The sequence below is a fragment of the Mycolicibacterium arenosum genome (assembly GCF_024320865.1).
GTDB lineage: Bacteria > Actinomycetota > Actinomycetes > Mycobacteriales > Mycobacteriaceae > Mycobacterium > Mycobacterium arenosum.
Genome location: NZ_JANDBD010000015.1, coordinates 81,267 through 105,829 on the forward strand (window position 1 = coordinate 81,267; position 24,563 = coordinate 105,829).

Consider the following 24,563-nt stretch of genomic DNA (forward strand, 5'->3'; position numbering starts at 1 on the left):
GACTCCGCTCACAGGATCACGATCAGCTTACGGTCACCACCGGCGAACCGCCCGCACTTCCCTCCGGGTTCATCTCCTCGGCGATTCGCAGCGCCTCCTCGATGAGGGTCTCGACGATCTGCTGCTCGGGAACGGTCTTGATAACCTCACCGCGAACGAAGATCTGCCCCTTGCCGTTTCCGGACGCGACACCGAGGTCGGCCTCACGCGCCTCGCCGGGACCGTTCACCACACAGCCCATGACCGCGACCCGCAGCGGCACGTTCATGCCCTCCAGCCCCGCCGTGACCTCGTTGGCCAGTTTGTAGACGTCGACCTGCGCGCGACCGCACGACGGGCAGGACACGATCTCCAGCCCGCGCGGCCGCAGGTTGAGCGACTCGAGAATCTGGTTGCCGACCTTGATCTCCTCGACCGGCGGCGCCGACAGCGACACCCGGATGGTGTCGCCGATCCCACGGGACAGCAGGGCGCCGAAGGCGACGGCTGACTTGATGGTGCCCTGGAAGGCGGGCCCGGCCTCGGTGACTCCGAGGTGCAGCGGGTAGTCGCATTGCGCGGCGAGCTGTTCGTAGGCCTCCACCATGATGACCGGGTCGTTGTGCTTGACGCTGATCTTGATGTCGCCGAAGCCGTGTTCCTCGAACAGCGACGCCTCCCACAACGCCGACTCGACGAGCGCCTCCGGGGTGGCCTTGCCGTACTTCTCCATCATCCGCTTGTCGAGCGAGCCGGCGTTGACGCCGATGCGGATCGGAATGCCCGCGGCGGCAGCGGCTTTCGCGACCTCTCCGACCCGGCCGTCGAACTCCTTGATGTTGCCGGGGTTCACCCGCACCGCCGCACAGCCGGCGTCGATCGCCGCGAAGATGTACTTCGGCTGGAAGTGGATGTCGGCGATCACCGGAATGTTCGCCTTCGCCGCGATGGCGGGCAGCGCGTCGGCGTCCTCCTGCCGAGGACACGCGACGCGGACGATGTCGCAGCCCGACGCGGTCAGTTCCGCGATCTGCTGCAGCGTCGCGTTGATGTCGTGTGTCTTCGTGGTGCACATCGACTGGACCGCGATCGGATGGTCGCTGCCGACGCCTACGGTGCCGACCATGAGCTGCCTGGTCTTGCGGCGGGGCGCGAGGACGGGCGGCGGTGGGGCCGGGATGCCCAACCCGATGGTGGTCATGCGCGATCTCCTTAAGAAGGCCGACTACTGGAACAGGCTGATGGGGTTGACCAGGTCCGCGGTGACGGTCAACAGCATGTAGGCGCCCACCACCGCGAGCACGACGTAGGTGGCGGGCATCAACTTCAGATAGTCCACCGGACCCGCGGGCAGCAGCCCGCGCGCCTTGCGGAGCATGTTGCGGAGTTTCTCGTAGGTCGCCACCGCGATGTGGCCGCCGTCGAACGGCAGCAGCGGCACGAGGTTGATCGCACCGAGAACGAAGTTCAACTGCGCGAGAAGGAACCAGAAGATGACCCACAGATCGTTCTCGACCGCTTCACCGCCGAGTCGGCTGGCGCCCACGACGCTGATGGGCGTCTCCGGGTCGCGCTCGCCGCCGGTGATCGACGAGGCGAGCGCGCCGATCTTGGTCGGAATCTTGACCAGCGCCTTGCCCAGTTCCACGGCGAGGTCGCCGGTGAACGCGAACGTGGCGGGCACCGCGGACAGCGGGTTGTACTGCGCGGGTGGCGTCGGATCGGTGCCCGCGCTGATACCCATGGCGCCGACCGAGGTGGGCTCGGCCGCGTCCTTCGAGGTGTAACGCTGCGTCTGCTGGACGTTGACGTCGAGTGTCAGGCGCTGTCCGTCCCGCTCCACCACCACGGGCACCAGGCCGCTCGACGCGCGCGTCGCGGCCACCACGTCGTCGGGGCTGTTCACGTCGCGATCACCGATCTTGACGATGACGTCGCCCGGCTTCATCCCGGCCACCGCAGCCGGCCCAGGATCAGTGCAGTCCGCGTACGTGCCGGGCGCGGTCTCGGGGGCCACACAGCTGGTCTTGCTGACCACCGGCGTCGTGGACGGGTGCAGGTTCGGCAGGCCCCACACGTTGGCGATCCCGTAGATGATCACCAGGCCGAGAACGAAGTTCATCGCAGGCCCGGCGAACAGCACGGCGATGCGCTTCCACGGCTTCTGCCGGTACATCGCGTACTTCTCGTCCTCGGGCGCGATCTCGTCGTGCGGCGTCATCCCGGCGATATCGCAGAAGCCACCGAGCGGGATGGCCTTCACGCCGTACTCGGTGTACCCGCGCTCGTTCGGCTTCTTCGTCGACCACAGCGTGGGCCCGAAGCCCACGAAGTAGCGCCGCACCTTCATCCCGGTCGCCCGAGCCGCCCACATGTGGCCGCACTCGTGCCACGCCACCGACACCAGAATGGCGAGGGCCGTGACCACGATGCCCACTACGTACATCATCGGGTGCGAACAACCTCCTGTGCTGACGCCGCGGCGAGCAGCTCCTGTGCTCTCGCGCGGGCCCAGTCCTGCGCGTCGAGTACCTCGTCCACGGTAGCCGGTTCCGCGGACCACTGATCTGCGGCGTGCAGCACGTCGGCCACGGTGCGCACGATCGACGGGAACCGGATGCGACCGGCGAGGAAGGCCTCGGCGGCCTCCTCGTTCGCCGCGTTGTAGACGGCGGTCAGGCAACCGCCGCGGGTGCCCGCCTCGCGGGCGAGCGCGACGGCGGGGAAGACGTCGTCGTCGAGGGGTTCGAAATCCCAGGTGGACGCCGTGGTGAAGTCGCACGCCAGCGCGGCGGCGGGCACGCGGGCGGGCCACCCCAGCGCCAGCGCGATCGGCAGCTTCATGTCCGGGGGGCTGGCCTGCGCGATGGTCGACCCGTCGGTGAACGTCACCATCGAGTGCACGATCGACTGCGGGTGCACGACGACCTCGATGCGGTCGTAATCGACGCCGAACAGCAGGTGGGTTTCGATGAGCTCCAGACCCTTGTTCACCAGGGACGCCGAATTCAGCGTGTTCATCGGGCCCATGGACCAGGTGGGGTGCGCGCCGGCCTGCTCGGGGGTGACGTCCTCGAGCGCCTCGGCGGCCCAGCCGCGGAACGGGCCGCCCGACGCGGTCAGCACGATCTTGGCCACCTCGTCAGCCGTCCCGCTGCGCAGGCACTGCGCCATCGCTGAGTGCTCGGAGTCGACGGGCACGATCTGGCCCGGTGCGGCGGCCTTGAGCACCAGCGGGCCACCCGCGACGAGCGATTCCTTGTTGGCCAGCGCGAGCCGCGCGCCGGAGTCCAGTGCCGCCAGCGTCGGCCGCAGACCGAGGGCGCCGACCAGCGCGTTGAGCACGACGTCGGCCTCGGTCTCCTGGACCAGCGTCGTGACGGCGTCCGGGCCCGCGTACGGCACGTCGCCCAGCCGTGCGGCGGCGTCGGCGTCCGCCACCGCGACGTTCGCCACGCCCGTCTGCGCGCGCTGCCGGGCCAGCAGATCGGGGTTCCCACCGCCCGCGGCGAGCCCCACGACCTCGAAGCGGTCGGGGTTGGCCGCGATGACCTCGAGCGCCTGGGTACCGATCGACCCGGTGCTGCCCAGGATCAGAACCCGGAGACGGTTGTCGCTCACCGGCCCATTGTGCCGCGACCGCGGTCCCGAAACGAAAATGTGACACGAATCTGACGGAAGGCTGTGAGTGCCATCCGTCATGGGTACTAGCTCGAATGCAGATCGAGGACGGCGGCCGGTGTCGTCCCGCAACACATTGGAGTGAGACAACATGAACGCAGCGCACCGTAAGAGCTTCGCGGCAGTGGGTTTGACCGCCGTCGCCATTCTCGGCGTATCCGCGTGTTCGAGCGATACCGCCAGCGACACCGCGAGCAGCGTCTCCAGCAGTGCCAGCAGCATCTCGTCGAGCGTTGCGAGCAGCACCACCTCGGCCCCCGCGATGACGGGCGCCGCCGACCCCGCCGCCGACCTGGTGGGCACCGGGTGCGCGGCCTACGGCGAGGCGAACCCCTCCGGACCCGGTTCCATCGTCGGCATGTCCACCGAGCCGGTGGCCACCGCCGCCTCGGGCAACCCGGAGCTGTCGACGCTGGTGTCGGCGCTGTCGGGCAAGCTGAACCCGAACGTCAACCTGGTCGAGACCCTGAACTCGAACCCGGCCCTCACGGTGTTCGCTCCGACCAATGACGCGTTCGCCAAGCTCCCCCCGGAGACCCTCGAGACGCTCAAGACCGACTCGGACCTGCTGAGCAGCATCCTCACCTACCACGTCGTCGAGGGCCAGGCGAGCCCCGCGCAGGTCGTGGGCGACCACAAGACCCTGCAGGGCGGCAACGTCACGGTGACCGGTGAAGGCGAGGGCATCAAGGTCAACGACGCCGGCCTGGTGTGCGGCGGCGTGAAGACCGCGAACGCGACCGTCTACATGATCGACACCGTGCTGATGCCGCCCGCCGCGGGCTGATCTGCGCGACACCGGAACCCACGGTCGGCGCCTCGCCGCGAACTCCCCGTGCCCGCGGCGGGGCGCCGTCCGTGTCTCTTGAAACCGAACACCTCACGAATAGGACTGAACGCATGAACATCTCGAAGACCACGAAGTGTCTGACCATCGCCGCCGCCACGTCGGGCTTGCTGTTGGCCTCGGCGGGTGTCGCGAACGCCGAACTCGTCGGCCCCGGTTGCGCCGCGTACGCAGCGCAGAACCCGGTCGGCCCCGGATCGGTGATGGGCATGGCTCAGGACCCGGTCGCCGTGGCGGCGTCCAACAACCCGATGCTCACCACGCTCACGTCGGCGCTGTCCGGCAAGCTGAATCCGAACGTGAACCTCGTCGACACGCTCAACAGCGCACCGGCTCTCACCGTGTTCGCACCGACCGATGAGGCCTTCGCGAAGATCGATCCGGCCACGATCGAGACGCTGAAGACCGACTCCGCTCTGCTGACCAAGATCCTCACCTACCACGTTGTCGAGGGTCAGGCCTCACCCGCGCAGGTCGTGGGCACCCACAAGACCATGGAGGGTGCCGACGTGACCGTCACCAACACCAGCATGGGCATGGGTCTGCCCGGCGATCTCAAGGTGAACGACGCGACCGTGGCTTGCGGTGGCGTGCAGACCGCCAACGCCACCGTCTACCTCATCGACACGGTGCTGATGCCCCCGATGTGATTCGACGCCAGTTCGAGTCAGCCCGGCCAACCGGCCGGGCTGACTTCGTTTTGGTCCACATCCAAAAGCGTTGCAGCTGCGAATAACTCATATGAACACACTGATCGCGATCGGCTTCATCGGAGGCCTGATCACCGGCATCTCGCCGTGCATCCTCCCGGTGCTGCCGGTGATCTTCTTCTCCGGTACGCAGGGCGCCGCTAGCGATTCGGGATCCGGTGCGGTGCTGACGCAGGCCCGCCCTAAGCGCGTACTATCCGAGACTCTGCGGCCGTACCTGGTGATCGCGGGACTGGTGACGAGCTTCAGCGTCGTCACGCTCGCGGGATCGGCGCTGCTGTCCCTGCTTCGCCTGCCTCAGGACACCATCCGCTGGGTGGCGCTGGTCGCGCTGGTGGCGATCGGGCTCGGATTGATCTTCCCGAAGTTCGAGGCTCTGCTCGAGAAGCCGTTCTCCCGGCTGCCGCAGAAGCAGTTCGGTTCCGGCCGAAACGGTTTCGGTCTCGGTTTGGCACTCGGTGTGCTGTACGTTCCGTGTGCCGGGCCGGTGCTCGCGGCGATCGTCGTCGCCGGGGCGACTGGCACGATCGGACCCGAGATCATCGCGCTGACGCTGTCGTTCGCGGTGGGAGCGGCACTCCCCCTGCTGATCTTCGCGCTGGCCGGCCAGCGGGTGGCCGAACGAGTCGCCGCGTTCCGGCGCAGGCAGCGCCAGATTCGCGTGGTCGCCGGTGTGGTCACGATCCTGCTGGCCGTCGCGCTGGTGTTCAACCTGCCCGCAGTCCTGCAACGCGCCATCCCGGATTACACGAGCGGCTTGCAGGAGAAGGTCGGCGGCGAGGAGCAACTCCGCGAGAAGCTCAACCTCGGCGGCCTGGTCAACGACCAGAACGCAGAGCTGTCGAATTGCACCAACGGGGCACCCGAGCTCGAGAGCTGCGGTGTCGCACCGGATATCAAGGGCATCACCAAGTGGCTCAACACTCCCGACGGTGCGCCGATCGATCTGAAGTCGTTGCGCGGCAAGGTCGTGCTCGTCGACTTCTGGGCGTACTCCTGCATCAACTGCCAGCGCGCGACACCCCACTTGAACGACTGGTACGAGGCTTATCGGGACAAGGGCTTCGAGATCATCGGCGTGCACACGCCGGAGTACGCCTTCGAGAAGGAGGAGGCCAACGTCGTCAGCGGCGCGAAGGACCTCGACATCACCTATCCGATCGCCATGGACAACGGCTTCTCGACGTGGACCAACTACCGCAACCGCTACTGGCCCGCCAAGTATCTGATCGACAAGCAGGGCGTCGTGCGGCACATCAAGTTCGGCGAGGGCGGCTACGCGGACACCGAAAACCTGATCCGGCAGTTGCTTTCGGACGGTGACGACGGCGATCTTCCTCCCGCGACCGAGCGCGGCGACACCACTCCCACCACGAAGACCACGCCGGAGACGTACTTCAGCGTCGGCAAGGAGGTCAACTACGGTGGCACGGGCGTCTACGACGAGGGCACCCGCGTTTACGACTTCCCGGCTCAACTGGCCGACGACACGTTCGCGCTGCGCGGGCCGTGGGCACTCGACTACCAGGGCATCACCGCGCAGGCCGACGGCGCCGCCGTCAAGCTGAACTACAACGCCCGCAACGTGTATCTCGTCGTCGGCGGCACCGGCACGGTGCGCGTCACCCGTGACGGCACCACCAGCGAAATCCCTGTCAGCGGCCCACCCAACATGCGTCAGATCGTCACCGACGATCAGGATGGCGCGGGCACCATCGAGGTGTCGTTGGACAAGGGCCTGCAGGCGTTCTCGTTCACCTACGGCTGAGCGGGGCAGGTGCCCCTCGGCAGAAGCGCTTCGTTCTGGGTGAGCCACTGTGCGATCGTGGTCAACTCCGCCGTGCCCTCATCGAACGAACCCGGTTCGACGATGAGGGCGACAACGGTCGTCGGCGCATCCGCATCGTCGGTCAGAACGCCGAACTGCCGGACCAGATAGTCACTCTGCTCGCCGGGTCCCCAGCCGCCCTTGAACTTCGTGCCGCGGATCCCACCGAGGCCCCAAGTGTCCGCCGCCACCTCACCCATGAGGGTCAGCACCCGGGTCGCGGCCTCATCGGTGGCGCAGGCGATAGTGGACAGGAAGCGCACCTGATTCTCGAGTTGCCACTTCGTCTGCCCGAACGGAGTGTACGGCGGCCTGATCCGAGCCGCCTGCACCGTGGTCGCTGGGTCGTCGAGCACCGCCTGCACCTTGCCCGCAGCCGTCTCCCCATCACCGAGAGCGGCCCAGATCCGTTCTGCCGCAGCATTATCCGAGACCGTGAGGGCGGCCCTGACGTCGTCATCGACTTGAAGGCCCTCGCGAAGCGCGGCGATCGACAGCGGCACCTTGATCGTCGACCAGGCCGTCGTTTCGCCGGTCCACGGCGCGACCGTGACGGGCTGCTGTCCGATCCCCATCACGACGAGCCCGGCGATCTCACCACCGAACTCATCCCGCTGGAACCGGGCGAAGGACTCCTGCAGCCCGTTCGACGGTGCGGGTGGCGGCGGCTCAGTCGAGGCGGGTAGAGGCGGCGCCTGAGTCGTCGACGGAGGATTGGCGGCGGGAGGCTCCGACGATTCCCCGAGATGCACGCCCGCCAGTACGCCGACCGCGACGACGGCTAGCGCGACGCATGCGCCGGCGATCCCCCACCGCACCCACGGTGAGGGCTGCCGGTTGGGGTGCCGGTTCATCGGGGTCAGCCGCCCAGATAGGCGGCGATGCCGTTCACGACCGCGGCCGCGTAGGCGGCCTGACCCTGGTCGCTGCTCATCGCGGCGGCGTCGTCGGCATTGCGCATGTTGCCCAATTCGACCAGCACGGCCGGGTATTCGGCGAGGTTGAGGCCCGCGAGGTCGCTGCGCCCGTACAAGCCGGCTGACCCGATGTAGGTGGACTCGACCAGACCGGCACCCGCCAGGGCGTCGCGCATCGTCGTCGCCAGCCGCATCGACGGGTCACCCTGCGAGGGGAACACCGGCGGCGCCGAGTAGTTCACGTGGAAGCCGCGGCCGGACGGCGGGCCGCCGTCGCCGTGGATGCTGACGATGGCCGCGGGCTGTGCGGCGTTGGCCAGCGCGGCTCGCGTGTCCACGCACGGCGCGGGACCCGAGTCGTCGCCTCGGGTCAGCACGACGTCGGCTCCGCGGGCCGTCAGCCCGTCGCGGATCTTCTCCACCACGTCCCAGTTGAAGGTGTGCTCGGGGAACCCGGCGTTCGTCGACGTCCCCGTGGTCTGGCAGTCCTTGGTCCCACCCCGACCGTTGGGCACCTGCGTCGTCAGCGGCGACTCCGAGGACGCACCGTGCCCGGCGTCCAGCACCACGGTCTGACCCGTGATGTCGGCGTCGGCGTGCGGCGCGGGACCGGCTACCAGCCCGGCTGACATCACCAGCGCAGCGGTCGCGGCCTGCAGTAGTCGCATCGCGAAAGGCTAACAAAGCAGCGGGTGCGCGCCGTGCATCTCATGGCGGGGGGAAGTGCTCCACCCAGTGCCTGGCGATGTCCACCCGACGGGCGACCCATACCCGGTCGTGCTGCGCCACGTGGTCGAGGAAGCGCTCGAGCGCCGCGATCCGCGCGGGGCGGCCGACCAGCCTGCAGTGCAGGCCGATCGACAGCATCTTGGGAGTTCCAGCCGCGCCTTCCGAATACAGCACGTCGAACGCGTCGCGAAGGTAGGCGAAGAACTCGTCGCCGCTGGGGAATCCGCTCGCGGACACGTACTTCATGTCATTGGTGTCCAGCGTGTAGGGCACCACCAGGTGGTCCACCCCGTCGACCCTCGTCCAGTACGGCAGATCGTCGGCGTAGGAGTCGGAGTCGTAGAGGAACCCGCCGTGCTCGACGAGCAGTCCCCTGGTCTGCGGCGAGTCCCTGCCGGTGTACCAGCCGAGCGGCGCTTCGCCGGTCAGCTCGGTCAGGAGGAGGACCGCGCGGGCCATGTGCTCGCGTTCGATATCCGGGTCGACCAGCTGATAGCTGAGCCAGCGCAACCCGTGACAGGCGATCTCGTCGCCGCGGGCCAGGAAGGCCGTCACCGCTTCGGGGTTGCGTGCGAGCGCCTCGGCGACACCGAACACCGTCAGCGGCAGCTGATGGCGGTCGAACAGCCGCAGCACCCGCCAGAGTCCGGCACGCGAGCCGTACTCGTACAGCGACTCGACGCTGAGGTGCCGGTTCGGAAACGCCTGTGCGCCCACGACATCGGACAGGAACGTCTCCGACTCGGCATCACCGTGCAGGACGCTGCGCTCGCCACCCTCCTCGTAGTTGAGCACGAACTGCAGCGCGATGTTCGCCTCGTCCGGCCAGTGCGGGTGTGGCGGATCGGGGCCGTAGCCGATCAGGTCGCGCGGGTACTCCACGCGTTGGATTGTGACAGCTGACGGGCGGGCGCGCCGGTCAGCGGCATTTCGCGATGATGTCGTCGGCGAAGCGCTCGACGGGCCCGCGGAAGGTCCGTACGTCGTTCGGATCGACCCCGTCCGCACCCATCCAGGGTGCGCACATCACGGCGGTGATGCCGACGTCCTCGGCGCGCCTGAACAGGTCGACGGTGGGCACCTCGAGCAGCGCCAGCAGGATCTCGAACGGCTCGTCGGCGCGGCCGTACTCCCGACGCAGTGCCGTCAGCCTCTCGACGTACGACACCGCCACGTCCCAGCTGTAGGCCGCGCCGACCCAGCCGTCGCACAGCCTCGCCGCGCGCCGCAGGGCGGCATCGGACTCGCCGCCGCACATGATCGGAACCGGGCTGGGCGGGTGCGGTTCGATCATCACCTCGGGAACCCGGTAGTGCTCGCCCTCCCATGACACCCACCCGCCCCGCCACAGGGCGCGCAGTGCCGGGATCATCTCGTTGAGCCGCTTGCCGCGGGTGGCGAACGACTGCCCCAGCAGGTCGAACTCCTCGCGCATCCAGCCCGCGCCGACCGTCAGGGACACCCGCCCCCGCGACACCACCGCGGCCGTGGCCACCTGCTTGGCCACCTCAAGCAGCGGCCGCGACGGCGCGACGTACACCGCGTTGGTGAAGCGCACCCGCGTGGTGACGGCGGCCATCGCACCGATCATCACCCAGGAGTCGGGCCACTCGGTCTCGGGCGGCCACGGCGGTGTCACCGACCCGTCGGGGTACGGCGAGTTCAGCACCTTCGGGTAGATGAGGTGGTCGGCGGTGATCACCCCGTCGTAACCGGCGTCGTCGAGCATCGGCACCAACTCGAGGCCCGCGGTGGTGTTGAGGAACGGCGTTCCCGACCAGAACTGCATCGCCCCACCCTGCTACACCCGAGCGTTTCCCCATCGGCGTTTGCGGGCAAGATCATCAGATGCCCACGCTGTTGTGGTTCCGCCGCGACCTCCGCCTGCACGACCTGCCCGCCGCCCTCGACGCCGCGGCGGCCGATGGTGACGTGCTGGCCTGCTACGTGCTCGACCCGCGGTTGAAGGCGTCGGCGGGAGCCCGCCGACTGCAGTACCTGTACGACGCGCTGCGTGAGTTGCGCGATGGACTCGACGGCAGGCTGCTGGTCACCCGCGGCAAGCCGGAGACCCGAATCCCCGCTCTCGCCAACAAGATCGGGGCGACCGCCGTGCACGTGTCCGCCGACTTCTCGCCGTTCGGCGTGCGCCGTGACGACGCGGTGCGGGAAGCGCTCGGCGACGTTGCGCTGGAGGCGACGGGTTCGCCGTACCTGGTCTCCCCCGGCCGCGTGACGAAGAACGACGGCACTCCCTACAAGGTGTTCACGCCGTACTACTCGGCCTGGCGGGAGCACGGCTGGCGGGGGCCTGCGAAGTCGGGGCCCAAGACCGCGACCTGGTTAGACCCCGCCGACGTCGGTGGCGGGGTCGACATCCCGGACGGCACTACCGAGCTCGAGCTGCCCGCCGGCGAGGCTGCGGCCCGAAAGGCCTGGAAGTCGTTCGTCGACAAGAAGATCGAGGACTACGCCGATGCCCGCAATCGGCCGGACGTCGACGGCGTCAGCCGCATGTCGGCGCACCTCAAGTTCGGCACCATCCATCCGCGCACCATGGCCGCCGACCTCGGCGCGGGCAAGGGCGCCCAGGCGTACCTGCGCGAGCTCGCGTTCCGCGACTTCTACGCCGACGTGCTCTACCAGTGGCCGCGCAGCGCGTGGTGGAACTGGAACGAGTCGTTCGACAGGATCGAGGTCGACGAGGACGACGACGCGAAGAAGCGCTTCGAGACGTGGAAGGCGGGTCGCACCGGGTTCCCGATCGTCGATGCGGGGATGCGGCAGCTGTCGGAGACCGGGTTCATGCACAACCGGGTCCGGATGATCGTCGCGTCGTTTCTCGTCAAGGACCTGCACCTGCCGTGGCAGTGGGGGGCGCGCTGGTTTCTGGATCAGCTCGTCGACGGCGACATGGCGAGTAATCAGCACGGCTGGCAGTGGGCGGCGGGCTGCGGCACCGACGCCGCTCCGTACTTCCGGGTGTTCAACCCGACCACGCAGGGCGCGAAGTTCGATCCCGACGAGGTCTACATCCGGCGCTGGGTGCCCGAGTTCGCCACCGACGACTATCCGGAGCCGATGGTCGATCACAGCGCGGAACGCAACGAGGCGTTGAGCCGCTACAACGCCATTCGCTAGGCCGGCCGCCGGCCCAGGCTAATCTCCCCGAGTGAACGGTTCGGCCGGCGTGCTCGCCGCACTGCTGGCGCCCGCCGTCGTCGTCGCCGTCTCACCGTTCTCGATCATCGTCGCGGCCCTCGTCCTGCTGCACACCGACCGGCCGCGGACGAACGGCGTCGCGTTTCTGGTGGGCCGGCTACTGGCTCTCGCGATCGTCACGACCGTCTTCGACCAGGCTCCTCGGATGCTGGGCGGCCTCGGTCGCCCGATGCCGCCGTGGCTGCTCGCGGTCGTCGGCGCGGTGCTGTTGGCGGCGGGCGGCTGGCTGTGGATCAGGCGCGACCGGTTCCCCACCGACCCGCGGTGGCTCGCCCGGCTCAGCGCGCTGTCCCCGGTCGGCTCGGGGGTGATCGGCGCGTTCCTGGTGCTGAGCAATCCGAAGATGCTCGCGGCCAGCGCGGCCGCGGGCCTCGTCGTCGGCACCTCGGATCTCGCGCCCGTCGGCGCCGGGCTGGCCGTTGCCTACTACTGCGTCGTCGCCAGTTCGACGGTGGCCGCGCCGGTGCTCGCCTACCTCGTGGTGGGCGCGCGCTACGACGCGCAGCTCACGCGTCTCAAGGACTGGATCGACCGGCACAACGCGGCCATCGGCGCCGTCGTGATGATCGTGATCGGTGCGGTCCTGCTGGGCTTCGCGCTGCGCGGCCTCTGACGTACGACGCACCGTCGTATGCCAGAATGGCAAGCAGCTGACACCCACCCTGAGGAGTAGCCGTGGCCAACACCGAGGTCGAGCGACACACCGGCGTCGATGTCGAGGACGTGCCCTCAGCCGAGTGGGGCTGGTCGAAGGAGAACCACAAGCTGATTCACCTCGGCGGCATCCTCTCGGCGCTCTTCCTGCTGGCGATGGTCCACTGGGGCCCTGGCTGGGGTAACCACGTCGGCAGGGTCGAGGACATCTTCCTGTTCTTCTTCGCCTTCACGATTCTCGGCTTCGTCGCCCGCGACTGGTGGCTGCGTAAGCGCGGCTGGCACCGCTAGCGCGACGCCGCGGCGAGCGGCAACAGCGCTTCGATCGTTCTCGGCGGACCGTCGAACCCGGCCGCACTCCGGATCTCGGCGAACGCCCGCAGCATCGCATCCGTCACCTCGTGCGGATCCTCGGTCGTCAGGTCGTCCGTGAGCACCGACACGTTCAACTGGTCGACGTAGCTCCACACCGTGACGTTCATGCCGCTGCCGATCACCAGCGGACCCACCGAGTAGATCTCGCTGATGGTCGCGCCCTCGATCGAGCCGCGCTCGCGCGGTCCCGGCACGTTCGACACCGTGAGGTTCATGACCGCGCTGGACCTCATCCGCCGGGCCTGCCAGCGGAACGCCTGCGGTGCGAGCGAGGGCGGCAGGTAGTTCATCCACGACGGCAGCAGATCGGGTCCGAGCAGCTGGTGATTCTCTTTGGCGATGCGGGTCGCGGTCGCCGTCAGCCGGACCCGCTCCAGGGCGTCGTCGACGTGAACGGCCAAAGACGGTGTCATGTAGGTGAATTCGTTGCCCACCAAGCGGTCCGGGTTGCCGTAGCTGACGGGGACCCCGGCGATCAGCGGCTCGTCGGCGGTCCCGTCGTAGTGCAGCAGCAGCTCGCGCAACGCACCGGCCACCATGGCGAGCACGATGTCGTTGAGCGTGACGCCGAGCGCCTTGGCGACCTCCTTGACGTCGGCCAGCGCCATGGGTGCGGTCGCGAACCTGCGCACCGGTGAGACGACGTGGTTGAGAAAGGTCGAGGGCGGCGCGAAGTTGGCGGCGAGCTCCGGGTGGCTCCCGCGCTCCTTCGCGCGCCTGCGCACCCGCGCGACGCCGTGGCCCGTGTCGGCGACCAGACCCGGCAGCCTGCGGATCTGCCGCGCGTGGTCGCGGCCGGCCGCACGCATCAATCCGGTGGTGGTGCACTCGGCGTCGGTGGTCCGAATCGCCGTGCCGGGCAGGTCGGGCGGGTCGGGTTGAATCGCCCACGCCATCTGATTGGCCGACGCGACGCCGTCGGCGAGCACGTGGTGCACCTTGTGGATGATCGCGACCCGATCCCCGACCAGCCCGGTGGCGATGTACATCTCCCACAGCGGTCGGTCGCGAGCCAGCGGGGTGCTCGCGATCTCGCCGATCACGCGGTCCAACTCGCGCCGCCCGCCCGGTGCGGGCACCTCGACGGAGCGCAGGTGGTAGTCGTAGTCGATCTCCGGGTTCTCGCGCCACATCGGGTGGTGCAGCTTGAGCGGAATGTCGACGAGTTGGTAGCGCAGCGGTGCGAGCGCGTGCAGCCGCCGCTGTGCGACCTGCCGGAACAGCTCGAAGGAGAAACCCTCGGCGAGACCGGAGGTGTCGACGATCCCGACCTTGAGGGTGTGCATGTGAATCTCGGGCGCCTCGGTGTACAGCAGCAGAGCATCAACGCCGTTGAGTCGCCTCACGCGACCAGTGTCCCCGCCGGGAGTGCCCGCCACACCTGTTCTCGTACGATCCGAGGATGAGTCTCGTCGCGGGCCGGGGGCCGTTCGGACAGGACCCCTCGGGTTGGTTCGCGCCACCGGTGCCCAATCCGGTGGTGTTCGTCGAGCCGCACCCTCGTCGCGTCGTCGCGGTCGTCGGCGGAACTCCGGTGATCGACACCGAGCGGGCGCTGCTGGTGCACCGACTCGGCCAACCGCTGGGCTACGCGTTCCCCGCCGACGAGGTCTCCGGTGTGCCCTACGCCGCCGAACCCGAGGCGCCGGGCTACGTCCGGGTGCCGTGGGACGCGGTGGACGAGTGGTACGAGGAGGGCAGGCGGCTGGTGCACTACCCGCCGAACCCGTATCACCGGGTCGACTGCAGGCCCACCGGACGACGCCTGCGCGCCACGGTGGCCGGGGCCGTGCTCGTCGACACCACCGACACCGTGATCGTCTTCGAAACCTCGCTGGAGCCAAGGCTTTACGTGTCATCCGAGCACGTCGAGACCGATCTGCTGCGCCGTTCTACGACGTCGAGCTACTGCAACTACAAGGGGTACGCGACGTACTGGACGGCGGTCGTCGACGGTATCGAGGTGCAGGACGTGGCGTGGAGCTACGACGATCCCATGCCGGAGACGACGCCGATCGCGGGCCACTTCAGCTTCGACGCCGCGCGGTGCGACCTGCTCGCCGAGCTACCGCGGGCCGAGGTGACTCAGCGCCCCGCCGGCGCGGAGTAAGTCGGCTTGCCCAGCCCGAGTTCGTGCTGGGCGATCATGTTGCGGAACACCTCGAGCGTGCCGCCGTAGACGCCGGTCGGACCGGCCAGCCGGTACACGTACTCCATCCCGCCGTCGTCGGCCGCGCCCTCACTGCCGACGGGCAGACTGGCCGCGGTACCCAGGATGTCCATCATGTCGGGGGACACGTCGCGCATGGTCTGGGCGATCGCGACCCGGCCGAACGCCTCCGGGGTGCTCATCGCGGCTTCCATGCGCGCGAAGCCGAGCCCGAAACGCTGCTTGACCGAATCGTCGTCCAGCAGGCGGTGTCCGGTCTCGCCCTCGGCGCCGATGACGGCGGCGATGTGGTCGGCGGCCTCGGCCATCACGTTGATGTGCTCGGTCATGACGGCGATCTTCTGCAGGCCGCTGCCGTCGCGTTCGAAGGTGCCGTGCTCCTGGTCGAGCGCTCCCCGCAGCACCGACCAGCCTCCGTTGACGTCGCCGATACGATAGCGATCCGGGATCCGCACGTCGCTGTAGTAGGTGATGTTGGTGCGATCCCCGTCGATGGTGCGGATGCCCTGCACCTCCACACCCGGCGCGTCCATCGGCACCAGGAACATCGTGAGGTTGCGGTGCTTGCGGCCGTCCGGGTCGGTGTTGGTGATGAGGAAGACGTACTGGGCGTTGTGCGCGTTGGAGGTGAACATCTTGGAGCCGTTGATGATCCAGTGGTCGCCGTCGCGCACGGCCCGCGTCTTGCACGTCGCGATGTCCGAGCCGCCCTCCGGCTCGGTGTAGCCGAGGCAGAGCCGCAGCCGGCCGGCGAGGGTGCCGGGCAGCACCTCGTCGGCGAGCTCGGGTGAGGCGAACTGCGCAACCGTCTTCGCCACCATGCTCGTCGTCCCCCAGTGGAACCACGGCGTGTGGGCGCGGCTGATCTCGAGTTCCCAGATCCGCCGCCGGACGGCGCTGAAGCCGCCGTCCTCCTCGGTCCTCCAATCCGATTCGAGATACCCGGCCTCGCCGAGTGCCAGGTGCACGCCCTCGTCGAAGTTCTCGCCGGACTCCCTGTCGCGCCGGATCACGTCCTCGGTGACGAGGTCGGCGAGGAACGCGCGCAGCTCCAGTTGGAAGGTCCGGTCCTGGTCGGAGAGGGCCACTCGGGAGAAGTCCATGTCAGACACCCGCTTCCCGTGCGCTGACGAGGTCGGTGACGCGCTTGGCGCTGGCGGCGGGATCGCCACCGGCGAGCGCCCAGCCCCTGGCACGCAGCGCGTAGGCCGACGACGCCGCTTCCGCGGAGACGCCGAGACCGCCCTGCACGTGCATCGCGGCGGTCGCCGCGCGCGGCGCCTCGTACGCGGCGAAGGCGAAGGCGGCGTCGGCGAGCTCGGGCCGCTCGTCGGGTTCGTTGTCGAGGAACCACGCGGCGCGCCGCGCCAGGTTGCGCGCGCCCTGCACCGTGATCGCCACGTCCGCCAGAGCGTGCGAGATGCCCTGCAGCGTCGAGATCGGCACTCCGAGGGTGTAGCGGGTCTTCGCGAACTCGGCGGCCTGCGTCAGCGTCAACTCCAGCAGGCCGGCGAGTGCGGCGGCCATCATGACCCGCCATTCCTGAAGTGCCCTTTGGTAGCTCGCGATCGCGTCGGCTCCGCTGGCGAGTACGACACGATGGTCCGCGTCGCCGGGCCGTACCCAGGCCATCGGCAGCCGGCCGATGTTGTCGACCTTCGGCGGGTGGGTGTCGAAGGACAGTCGCACGACGTCGTCGCCGTCGCGGATCACGATGTCGTCGGCGATCGAGGCCGACGGGATGAGCCGTCGTTCACCGCGAACGCCGAAGCTCGGGTCGAGGCAGGCGACGCGCTCGCCGGGGACGGATGCCGACGCGTCGGCGCCGAGCCGCTCCATCAGCCGGATGGTGCACACGTGATCGATCCACGGGACAGGGGCGATGGCACGGCCCACCTCCTCGGCGACCAGGGTCAGGTCGACCAGGGTGGCCCCGTCACCGCCTGCCGACTCGGAGACGGCCATCGTCGTCGCACCCATTGCGCACAGTCGCTCCCAGAGGCTCTTGTCGTATCCGGAACCCTCAGCGGCCCATACGGTTTCGATGCCGCAGTAGGTCTTGAAGAACTGCCGGTACGCGGACTGCAGGTCGACGTGGTCCTCCGTCAAGCTGTAGTCCAGCCTGCGCAGCTCGAATCGGTCCATTCTGCGAGAGTGACATTAGCGTCTGAATTTGTAAAGTGGGCCGGACAGCCGCACCTCGCTAACCCGCCAACCGCCGTGCGAGCGCACCCGTCGTCCGCTTGATCCGGTCCGAGATGTAGACCGACACCAGTACGTTGAACACGTCCTCACGCAGACGAGTCAGCGTGGAACTCTGGAACTTCCACTCGCCGTCGAGCTTGACGTAGGTTTCGTGGTAGTGGCCGTAGCCGCGCAGGTTCACCCCCGGCAGTAGCCGCACCACGTCCTCCAGGGCCCAGATCCCGCGCGCGGTGGTATCCGACGTCACCTCGATCTCCGGGGCGTGTACCTGGTGGGCGGTCACCTGCGAGCGCTTCTCCAACGCCTTGCGGGTGAAGGCCACGAAGCCGTCCGCGCCCTCGATGACCTTGCCGCCCGCCGGGGAGGTGTCGCTGAGGAAGTCGTCGGCGAAGAGTCCACGCCACGCCTCCCAGTCCTTCGTGTCGAGCAAGCGGCAGTACCTCGCCTTGAGTTGCTTGATGGCTTCGATCTCGACGAGGGCGGCGGCGTCCATCCACCGAGCGTGACACTATCGCGTTAATCTGTAAAGCTGTTCGCATGGGAGTAGTGACCACCAGTTCCGAGACCGCCTTCACCCAGTCCGCCGAGGAGGTCTACGACTTCGTCACCAACCCCGCCAACTGGGTCAAGACCTATCCCGGCAGTGCGCACATCGGCGGGCTGCCCGAGGACCTGCCCCTCAAGGTCGGCGACACCTGGACCGAGGCCGGCCCGGCGGGCGATCGCATCTTCACATGGCATCTGGCCATCGCCATGCGGCCCAGGATGTTCGTGTTCAACTCGGTGGGCAGGCTGGGTCACGACAGCGAGGGCAACGGCGGGATGGAGGGGCGAATGACCATCCAGTACCAGTTCACCCGGCCCGGCGCGGACGTCACGCTCTTCACTCGCACGATGACCATCGAGGCCTACAAGGGAACGCCCATGCCCGACAAGTTCTTTCAGATCGTCAACCCGGCGAACATCGACGCCTACCACGCCGCCGTGGCGCGCGAGCTGGCCGCGAGCTAGCCGCGCAGCGCCCGGCGCAACGCCTCCGCCTGCATTGCGAACACCCGCTGACTGACCTGCCAGTCGGGTAGTAGCGAATCGAAGCCGTGGCAGGTACCGGGCACCACGTAGAGCTCCGTTGCGACGCCGGCCCGCAGCAGACGTGCCGCGTACTCGATCGCCTCATCGCGCAGGGGATCCAACTCCGAGCACGTGATGAACGTCGCGGGCACGCCGCTCAACTCCTCGGTACGCGCCGGAACGGCTTCTGCGGGAACGGCCTCACCGGAGAGGTGCTTCCACATGAGGGTGCTCGCCTCACCGTCGAATCCCGGGGTGGTGAGGAACTCCCGCTTCGACGGCGTCGGCCGATCGTCCAGCACCGGTTGGTGCAGCAACTGGAACACCACGTCCTCGTGCCGCTGAGCCAGCAGCGCCGCCACGGCGCCTCCGGCACTGTTGCCCGCAAGGGCGATCCGCTCCGACCCGAACTCGGATGCGACCCAGCGCAGGGCCCGCTCGGCGTCGTGCAGGCCCGCCGGAAACGGGTGCTCGGGCGCCAATCGGTAATCGACCGACACCACGGTGCACTCCGCCCGTGTCGCGAACTCGACGCACTGGCGGTGATCGATGTCGAGATTGCCGAGGACGAACGCGCCCGCATGGCAGTAGAGGACGACCCCGACGGCGTCGGGCGCGCGGTAGACGCGGACGGGAACGGCGTCGTCGACGGTGGCCTCGGCGATGTGGAGTGCACCGGCGTCGAGCGCCGTCGCCGCCTCCCGCCGGCGCACGTTGATCGCCTCACGCACCGCGCCGATCAGCTCCCGCGACAGGTCCGTTCGCGCCTCCGCGAACGGGTGCAGTGCGGGGGCGAGCCGCTCAGTGGGCGACGGCGCGGCCATCAGCCGATCTGCAGGCTCTGCCCGCCATCGACGACGAGCTCCGATCCGGTGATGAACGACGCCTGATCCGACAGCAGGAACGCGACGGCGTCGGCGATCTCAGCGGGCTTGCCGAGGCGGCCGCTGACTGAGGTCTCGACGAGCCTGCGCTGCGTCGCGGGATCCAGCATCGGCGTCTCGACGGGGCCCGGGAACACCGCGTTCACCCGGATCCCCTGCGTCGCGAGCTCGGCGGCGGCCACCTGGGTCAGCCCGCGCAGCGCCCACTTCGACGAGCCGTAGGCCGCGTGGTTGGGGAAGGCGCGAACCGCCCCGGTGCTGCACGTGTTGACGACGGCCGCCCCCTCGGCGGCGCGCAGCTGCTCCAGTGCCGCGCGGATACCGAGGAACGGGCCCAGGCAGTTGACGCGCCAGCTGCCCTCGAAGCCCTCCGGCGTCTCGTCGGCGAGGGCGGCCCGATGCAGCACCCCGGCGTTGTTGACCAGTGAGGTCAGCGCGCCGAAGCGGTCGACCGTACTCGCGACCGCAGCCTGCCACGCCAGCTCCGAGGTGACGTCCAGTGGTACCGCGATGACGTCATCGCCGAACTCCTCGACCGATGCGGACAACTCGTCGGCCAACAGGTCACAGGCGGCGACCCGCACGCCGTCGGCGTGCAGACGCCGCACGATCGCCGCGCCCTGTCCGCGTGCGGCGCCGGTCACGAGCGCGATGCGCTGGCTCATCAGCCGTACCCTCCGGGAGTCGACGCGCTCGGACCGTCTCCGGAGGCCTCGCGCAGGTGCTCGGTCGCACCGCGGCGCAGGGCCTGGGATTCCGAGGCGAGAGTGATCATCCGGAACCCCTTGGCCACCGCGGCTTTTCCGATCCGTCCGTCGCCGGCGTGAATGCCGGAGAGCAGACCGGCGGCCTCGGCAGCCGCGCGCACGCGCCCCATCGCGTCCACTACGGTCGGCTCGGTCCACGCCTGCGCCAACCCGTAGCCCAGGGAGATCGCGAGATCGGCAGGGCCGACGTACAACCCGGTCAGGCCCGGCACCGCGGCGATGTCCTCGACCGCGCCGAGGCCCTGTGCGGTCTCGATCATCGCGAACACGCTCACCCGCGCTTCGAGCTCGCTCGGGTCGTGACCGAGGCCGGCGCGCAGCGGGCCGAAACTGCGCACGCCCGAAGGTGCGTACCGCGTCGCCGCAACAGCGGCACGGGCCTGGTCCGGGGATTCGACCATCGCGATCACGACGCCGTCGGCGCCTGCGTCGAGCACCCGGCCGATGGGCGCCGCGTCGGCGTTCGGCAGGCGCACGACCGTGGCGATCGGGAGGTGCTCGAGTCTGCGAATCAGCTGTGCTGCACCGGCATCCGACAGATAGCCGTGCTGGACGTCGAAGCCGACGTAGCCGTAGCCGGCTCGGGCGAACTCCTCCGGCCCGATGTCGGTCGGTCCGACGACCCACCCGCCGAACACCGGACCGGGCCGAGCGAACAGTTCCTGCAACCTGCTGGGCATCAGGGCACCAGCGCGATCTTCACGCGGTCCGGTGTCGGACGGCACGCCAGTTCGAACGCCTGCTGCACCTCGGTCACCGCGAACGTGTGGGTGACGTAGGCCGGCAGCAGGTCGGGATGTGCCGCGGCGAAGTCGCGGGCGGCGGCCAACACGCGGCGCCGCTCGAGCGTAACGCCGGATTTCAGGGTCAGGTTGTTGCGCAGCATGATCCGCATGCTGATCGGATAGCAGTCGTCGTCGGGGACGCCGAAGTAGAAGACGGTGCCGCCGAACGCCGTCGCCTCGATCGCGTGGCCGAGGGTCGCGACCTGGTGTCCCACCGCCTCGATGACGATGTCGGGGCGGTCGTCGGGCAGGTGGCGGACCCAGCGATCGCTGGTGGCGAGCACGGCGGTGTCGACGCCGAACGCGCCCGCCACCGCGGTGCGGTCGACGGGATCGACACCGGTCACGTGTGCGGCACCGAAGGCCTTCGCCACGTAGGAGAACAACAGCCCGATCGAGCCCTGGCCGATGACGGCGACGTGCTTGCCCGCGAGGTCGCCGAGCTGTTCGATCGCGTAGAGCACGCATGCGAGCGGTTGCAGCGCGACGGCGTGTGCCGCGGACAGGGCCGGGTCGTAGGCGGCCAGCCCGGCACCGTCGGCGACGACGCGCTCCATCAACCCGTCGAACCCGGACGCCCATCCGACCACGCGGTCGCCGACCCGATGGTCGGGGTGCGCACTCGCCAGCACCTCACCGGCGACCTCGTGGATGGGGAACCCGGCCATGTCGGCTGCGCTGCAACCGGTGTCGCCGGGCAGCCTGCCCTGGGTACCGCGGAATCCGGGGAGGTCACTGCCGCATACCCCCGCGGCGAGGAACCGCAGGAGCACGTGGCCGTCGGAGAGCGCCTCGGGTGAGGGCTCGGGAACGTCCTGCTGCGCGAACGTGTACGGGGCGGTGAGCCGGTAGGACCACACGGTCAGACCTCCACGGGTATCGAACTCCAGCCCCACTGGAAGCTGGACGGCGGCCGCTCCGCGGCGGCCGGGTCCACCTGGAAGTCGGGCACCCGCTTGAGCCATTCGGTGACCATGATCGTGATCTCCAGTCGCGCCAGGTGCACCCCGAGGCAGAAGTGCTGCCCGCGACCGAACGCCAGCAGACGCTCGATGGGCCGGTTCCACACGAAGGCATCCGGATCGTCGTACTCGCGGCCGTCGCGGCCCGCCGATCCCAGCAGCGTGATGAGGCGCTGGCCGGGCTGCATCGTCGTGTCGTGAATCGTGAACGGCCTGCGCACGGTTCGCGCGAACCACTGCGCCGGGGCACAGAACCGGATCATCTCCTCGCGTGCCACCGACACGTTCGCGTCGAGGTCGGCACGCACCGCCGCCAGTTGGTCGCGATGGCGGTGCAGTTCCCACAGTCCGTGCGCGACGATCTTCGGCACCGTCTCGGTTCCCCCGATGAAGACACCGAGCATCTGCACCGCGGCTTCGACATCGGACAACCCGGACCCGTCCGGCAGCCGGTAGTTCAGCAGTCCGTCGACGATCGCGACGGGATCGCCGGTCCCGGCGCGCCGACGTTCGACTACGGGCCGCAGGTAATCGAGGTAGCCGGGTCGCGCGTTGGCCACCTCCACCCCGCTGCCGGGCTGGGCCTGGCTGCCCGCGTTGACGGCGGCCAACACGTCGGCCGCGAGTTCGGTTGGCAGACCGCATAACTCGCAGACGATGGTCGCGGCGACGATGCCGCCGTAGTCCTGGGTGAGGTCGAACCGACCGCGGGGCAGCAGTTCGTCGAGGCGCTCGTTGGCCAGCCTCCTGATGCGGTCGGTCAGGGAGGTCACCGGCTTGGGCCGTAGCGGACCGGAGGTACAGCGCCGAACGTCCTCGTACAGCGGCGAATCGAAGTTCGCGTGGAACGGCATGGGGTGCAGGGGCGGATCGGACACCGGCCCGGTGTTGTGCACGCCGAGTACCGCCGACGACGGCAGCGTCCCCTCCGAGGCGACGAAGGTGCCGTCGTTGCGCGCCAACACGTCCCAGATGTCGGCGAACCGCGACAGCGCGTAGACGTCCCACTTCGGCACGTAGTACACGGGGTGTTCGTCGCGCAGGACGCGGTAGTACGACAGCGGATCCGCCATCACAGCCGGATCGAAGGGATCGTACGAGAAGTCCTGAATGACTGGGCTGTTCATATTCGATGTCACTGTAGCGGGGATGGCGGCAGCGCTTGCAGGATCGAGTCCTCCCAGCCGTCGCGGAGGGCGGGAGCCACACTCATCCACGTGACGATCTCGGCGGGCGGGCTGTCCTTCCACGACGGGTAGTGGTTCTCGAAGCACGCCCAGTCACCCTCGAGCGCCCAGTAGTGGATGACCTCGTTGAAACGGAACGTCGTGATGAACGAGCCCAGCCAGTACTTGCCGGTCGACTCCGACCACGGCACGTACAACCGCTCGAGCTCTCGGATGTAGTCGTCCTGGCGACCCGGCTTGGTCTGCATGATCTCCTGGATCACCAGGCCGGCCTTGACGTCCGCCTCCTGCAGTTGGGCGAGCGTCCGGTTCGACCTGCCCGCGTACATGATCCGACCCTCGCCGGTCGCGCCGAGGCTGGACAGGAAGGCCGCCCACTCCACGGCGGCCGCTCGGTGCGACCCGCCGGGCGCCTGGGCCCAGCCGATGCGCGCGTAGTCGGCGAAGGCGTCGATTTCCCAGATGACGGTCACCTGCGGCCAGTGCCCGTTGTACGCGGTGGTCTCCCACAGCGCGAACAAGCGCGCTCCGAGCGCCTCCATCATGGGTTGGTAGACGGCGCTGAACCGCTCGGTGAAGAGCTCGCTGCCGCCCGATCCGAGCGAAACGGTCTCGTGCAGGTACATCAACGTGTGACCGTGGTACTTCTTCATGTTCACAGCGGCCGGCCCGCCGTGCGCAGGCTGTTCGTGGTTGACACTGACACCTAGCGAGCGTGACACTTATGCCGTGTTTTGTAAAGGTGCGAACGCGACCCCGGGGATGATCCAGCCGATGACCGAGCCGGTGTGTGACGGCTTCTGTTTCGGGGAGGGCGCTCGGTGGTTCGAGGGCCTGGTGTGGTTCTCCGACATGCTCGGCGAGGCGGTGCACACCGTCACGCTGGCCGGTGAGATGTCGACCCTGCCGCTGCCGGGGCACGCCCCGTCCGGCCTCGGGTTCCGGCCCGACGGTTCACTGCTGATCGCATCGACGAAAAAGCGTGCACTGCTGCGCTACGACGGCGACGCGGTCCAGACGATCGCCGATCTGGCCGACGTGGTGCCCGCCGACCTGGGAGACATGGTCGTCGACGACCTCGGGCGCGCGTACGTCGGTTCGCAGGCCAGGGACGGCGGCGTCATCGTGCGGGTCGATCCGGACGGCGGTGTGACCGTCGTGGCCGAGAACTTGCACTTCCCCAACGGCATGGTGCTCGTCGACGCCGGACGCACACTCGTCGTCGCCGAGTCGACCGCGCGTCGACTCACCGCCTTCAACGTCGACGCCGACGGAAACCTCTCCGATCGCAGGCTCTTCGCCGACGGGTTGGAGGGCCCGCCCGACGGACTCGCCGCCGACGCCGAGGGCGGGGTGTGGACGTCCCTGGTGCTGGCGAACGCCTTCGTGCGCGTGCTGGATGGCGGCGAGGTCACCCATCGCGTCGACATCGGCGAACGGATGGCGATCGCCTGCGCACTGGGCGGACCCGAGGGCAGGACGCTGTTCGTGCTGTCGAGCACCGACGCGTATCCGGAACGACTGGTCGGCACGAACGGCTCGCGGCTCGACGCCGTGATCGTCGACGTGCCCGCCGCGGGAGGTTTCTGA

25 protein-coding genes and 1 pseudogene are annotated in these 24,563 nt (G+C 68.8%); 9 read left to right on the forward strand and 17 right to left on the reverse strand.

The window, feature by feature from the left end:
- Nucleotides 1–22: 22 nt before the first annotated feature.
- Genes ispG through dxr form a run of 3 tightly spaced genes read right to left on the reverse strand, consistent with a single transcriptional unit; the run spans nt 23 to nt 3,600 of the window.
- Nucleotides 23–1,180 (reverse strand): flavodoxin-dependent (E)-4-hydroxy-3-methylbut-2-enyl-diphosphate synthase, encoded by a 1,158-nt coding sequence (ispG, locus tag NM203_RS29060; protein WP_255064177.1) that lies wholly within the window; start codon nt 1,178–1,180, stop codon nt 23–25.
- Nucleotides 1,181–1,204: 24 nt separating this feature from the next.
- Nucleotides 1,205–2,428, reverse strand: a complete 1,224-nt coding sequence (locus NM203_RS29065) for a M50 family metallopeptidase (RefSeq protein ID WP_255064178.1) — start codon at nt 2,426–2,428, stop codon at nt 1,205–1,207.
- Nucleotides 2,425–3,600, reverse strand: a complete 1,176-nt coding sequence (dxr, locus tag NM203_RS29070) for a 1-deoxy-D-xylulose-5-phosphate reductoisomerase (RefSeq protein WP_255064186.1) — start codon at nt 3,598–3,600, stop codon at nt 2,425–2,427. Before dxr ends, NM203_RS29065 begins: the two co-directional genes overlap by 4 nt.
- 151 nt (nt 3,601–3,751) lie before the next feature.
- On the opposite strand from dxr, the gene NM203_RS29075 reads away from it, so the two are divergent.
- The 3 genes from NM203_RS29075 to NM203_RS29085 all read left to right on the forward strand — a co-directional run bounded on the left by NM203_RS29075 (nt 3,752) and on the right by NM203_RS29085 (nt 6,985).
- On the forward strand, nt 3,752–4,447 hold the full coding sequence (locus NM203_RS29075) for a fasciclin domain-containing protein (RefSeq protein ID WP_255064187.1): 696 nt from the start codon (nt 3,752–3,754) through the stop codon (nt 4,445–4,447).
- A 113-nt stretch (nt 4,448–4,560) separates the two neighbouring features.
- Nucleotides 4,561–5,157, forward strand: a complete 597-nt coding sequence (locus NM203_RS29080; protein ID WP_255064189.1) for a fasciclin domain-containing protein — start codon at nt 4,561–4,563, stop codon at nt 5,155–5,157.
- 91 nt (nt 5,158–5,248) lie between these two features.
- Entirely contained in the window at nt 5,249–6,985 is a 1,737-nt protein-coding gene (locus NM203_RS29085) for a cytochrome c biogenesis protein DipZ (protein WP_255064190.1), read from the forward strand.
- On the opposite strand, the gene NM203_RS29090 is transcribed toward NM203_RS29085, so the two are convergent.
- The 4 genes and pseudogenes from NM203_RS29090 to NM203_RS29105 all read right to left on the reverse strand — a co-directional run bounded on the left by NM203_RS29090 (nt 6,976) and on the right by NM203_RS29105 (nt 10,480).
- Nucleotides 6,976–7,899, reverse strand: coding sequence for a hypothetical protein (locus NM203_RS29090; RefSeq protein ID WP_255064192.1), 924 nt, complete (start codon nt 7,897–7,899; stop codon nt 6,976–6,978). The two genes, NM203_RS29085 and NM203_RS29090, sit on opposite strands and share 10 nt — an antisense overlap.
- Nucleotides 7,859–8,630, reverse strand: a pseudogene (locus tag NM203_RS29095) (Rv3717 family N-acetylmuramoyl-L-alanine amidase); the annotation flags it as partial. The gene NM203_RS29090 and the pseudogene NM203_RS29095, both read right to left, overlap by 41 nt.
- Before the next feature lie 40 nt (nt 8,631–8,670).
- Entirely contained in the window at nt 8,671–9,573 is a 903-nt protein-coding gene (puuE, locus tag NM203_RS29100; RefSeq protein ID WP_408633434.1) for an allantoinase PuuE, read from the reverse strand.
- Between the two features lie 37 nt (nt 9,574–9,610).
- On the reverse strand, nt 9,611–10,480 hold the full coding sequence (locus NM203_RS29105; protein WP_255064194.1) for a TIGR03619 family F420-dependent LLM class oxidoreductase: 870 nt from the start codon (nt 10,478–10,480) through the stop codon (nt 9,611–9,613).
- Between the two features lie 59 nt (nt 10,481–10,539).
- On the opposite strand from NM203_RS29105, the gene NM203_RS29110 reads away from it, so the two are divergent.
- From NM203_RS29110 to NM203_RS29120, 3 genes are all read left to right on the forward strand, one after another.
- Nucleotides 10,540–11,832 carry a cryptochrome/photolyase family protein gene (locus NM203_RS29110; protein ID WP_255064196.1) on the forward strand — a complete coding sequence of 431 codons (1,293 nt, stop codon included), beginning with the start codon at nt 10,540–10,542 and terminating at the stop codon, nt 11,830–11,832.
- A gap of 31 nt (nt 11,833–11,863) precedes the next feature.
- Nucleotides 11,864–12,526, forward strand: coding sequence for a GAP family protein (locus NM203_RS29115; RefSeq protein ID WP_255064197.1), 663 nt, complete (start codon nt 11,864–11,866; stop codon nt 12,524–12,526).
- A 62-nt stretch (nt 12,527–12,588) separates the two neighbouring features.
- Nucleotides 12,589–12,858 (forward strand): DUF2631 domain-containing protein, encoded by a 270-nt coding sequence (locus NM203_RS29120; RefSeq protein ID WP_255064198.1) that lies wholly within the window; start codon nt 12,589–12,591, stop codon nt 12,856–12,858.
- On the opposite strand, the gene NM203_RS29125 is transcribed toward NM203_RS29120, so the two are convergent.
- Nucleotides 12,855–14,288: a WS/DGAT/MGAT family O-acyltransferase gene (locus NM203_RS29125; protein WP_255064200.1), complete on the reverse strand. Its 1,434-nt coding sequence runs from the start codon at nt 14,286–14,288 to the stop codon at nt 12,855–12,857. The two genes, NM203_RS29120 and NM203_RS29125, sit on opposite strands and share 4 nt — an antisense overlap.
- A 56-nt stretch (nt 14,289–14,344) precedes the next feature.
- Between NM203_RS29125 and NM203_RS29130 the strand changes: the two genes are divergently transcribed.
- Nucleotides 14,345–15,052 (forward strand): DUF427 domain-containing protein, encoded by a 708-nt coding sequence (locus NM203_RS29130; protein WP_255064202.1) that lies wholly within the window; start codon nt 14,345–14,347, stop codon nt 15,050–15,052.
- Here NM203_RS29130 and NM203_RS29135 read toward each other — a convergent pair.
- Genes NM203_RS29135 through NM203_RS29145 form a run of 3 tightly spaced genes read right to left on the reverse strand, consistent with a single transcriptional unit; the run spans nt 15,028 to nt 17,810 of the window.
- Nucleotides 15,028–16,215: an acyl-CoA dehydrogenase family protein gene (locus tag NM203_RS29135; RefSeq protein ID WP_255064207.1), complete on the reverse strand. Its 1,188-nt coding sequence runs from the start codon at nt 16,213–16,215 to the stop codon at nt 15,028–15,030. The genes NM203_RS29130 and NM203_RS29135 overlap by 25 nt on opposite strands.
- Before the next feature lies 1 nt (nt 16,216).
- A complete protein-coding gene (locus NM203_RS29140; RefSeq protein WP_255064208.1) occupies nt 16,217–17,257 on the reverse strand; it encodes an acyl-CoA dehydrogenase family protein in 1,041 nt (346 codons plus the stop codon).
- Nucleotides 17,258–17,315: 58 nt separating this feature from the next.
- Nucleotides 17,316–17,810, reverse strand: coding sequence for a nuclear transport factor 2 family protein (locus NM203_RS29145; RefSeq protein WP_255064209.1), 495 nt, complete (start codon nt 17,808–17,810; stop codon nt 17,316–17,318).
- A gap of 44 nt (nt 17,811–17,854) precedes the next feature.
- Between NM203_RS29145 and NM203_RS29150 the strand changes: the two genes are divergently transcribed.
- Entirely contained in the window at nt 17,855–18,328 is a 474-nt protein-coding gene (locus NM203_RS29150) for an SRPBCC family protein (protein ID WP_255064210.1), read from the forward strand.
- Here the strand turns inward: NM203_RS29150 and NM203_RS29155 are convergent.
- From NM203_RS29155 to NM203_RS29180, 6 genes are read right to left on the reverse strand one after another with little or no spacing between them, the layout of a single operon-like run.
- Entirely contained in the window at nt 18,325–19,212 is an 888-nt protein-coding gene (locus NM203_RS29155; protein ID WP_255064211.1) for an alpha/beta hydrolase, read from the reverse strand. The genes NM203_RS29150 and NM203_RS29155 overlap by 4 nt on opposite strands.
- On the reverse strand, nt 19,212–19,937 hold the full coding sequence (locus NM203_RS29160; RefSeq protein WP_255064212.1) for an SDR family NAD(P)-dependent oxidoreductase: 726 nt from the start codon (nt 19,935–19,937) through the stop codon (nt 19,212–19,214). Before NM203_RS29160 ends, NM203_RS29155 begins: the two co-directional genes overlap by 1 nt.
- Nucleotides 19,937–20,719, reverse strand: a complete 783-nt coding sequence (locus NM203_RS29165; protein WP_255064213.1) for an HpcH/HpaI aldolase family protein — start codon at nt 20,717–20,719, stop codon at nt 19,937–19,939. Before NM203_RS29165 ends, NM203_RS29160 begins: the two co-directional genes overlap by 1 nt.
- Nucleotides 20,719–21,684 (reverse strand): zinc-binding dehydrogenase, encoded by a 966-nt coding sequence (locus NM203_RS29170; RefSeq protein WP_255064214.1) that lies wholly within the window; start codon nt 21,682–21,684, stop codon nt 20,719–20,721. The genes NM203_RS29165 and NM203_RS29170 overlap by 1 nt, the downstream gene beginning before the upstream one ends.
- A gap of 2 nt (nt 21,685–21,686) precedes the next feature.
- Entirely contained in the window at nt 21,687–22,913 is a 1,227-nt protein-coding gene (locus NM203_RS29175; protein WP_255064215.1) for a cytochrome P450, read from the reverse strand.
- Nucleotides 22,914–22,921: 8 nt separating this feature from the next.
- Nucleotides 22,922–23,626 carry an NIPSNAP family protein gene (locus tag NM203_RS29180; RefSeq protein ID WP_255064217.1) on the reverse strand — a complete coding sequence of 235 codons (705 nt, stop codon included), beginning with the start codon at nt 23,624–23,626 and terminating at the stop codon, nt 22,922–22,924.
- 121 nt (nt 23,627–23,747) lie between these two features.
- Here NM203_RS29180 and NM203_RS29185 point away from each other — a divergent pair, with 121 nt between their 5' ends.
- Nucleotides 23,748–24,563, forward strand: a complete 816-nt coding sequence (locus NM203_RS29185; protein WP_255064218.1) for an SMP-30/gluconolactonase/LRE family protein — start codon at nt 23,748–23,750, stop codon at nt 24,561–24,563.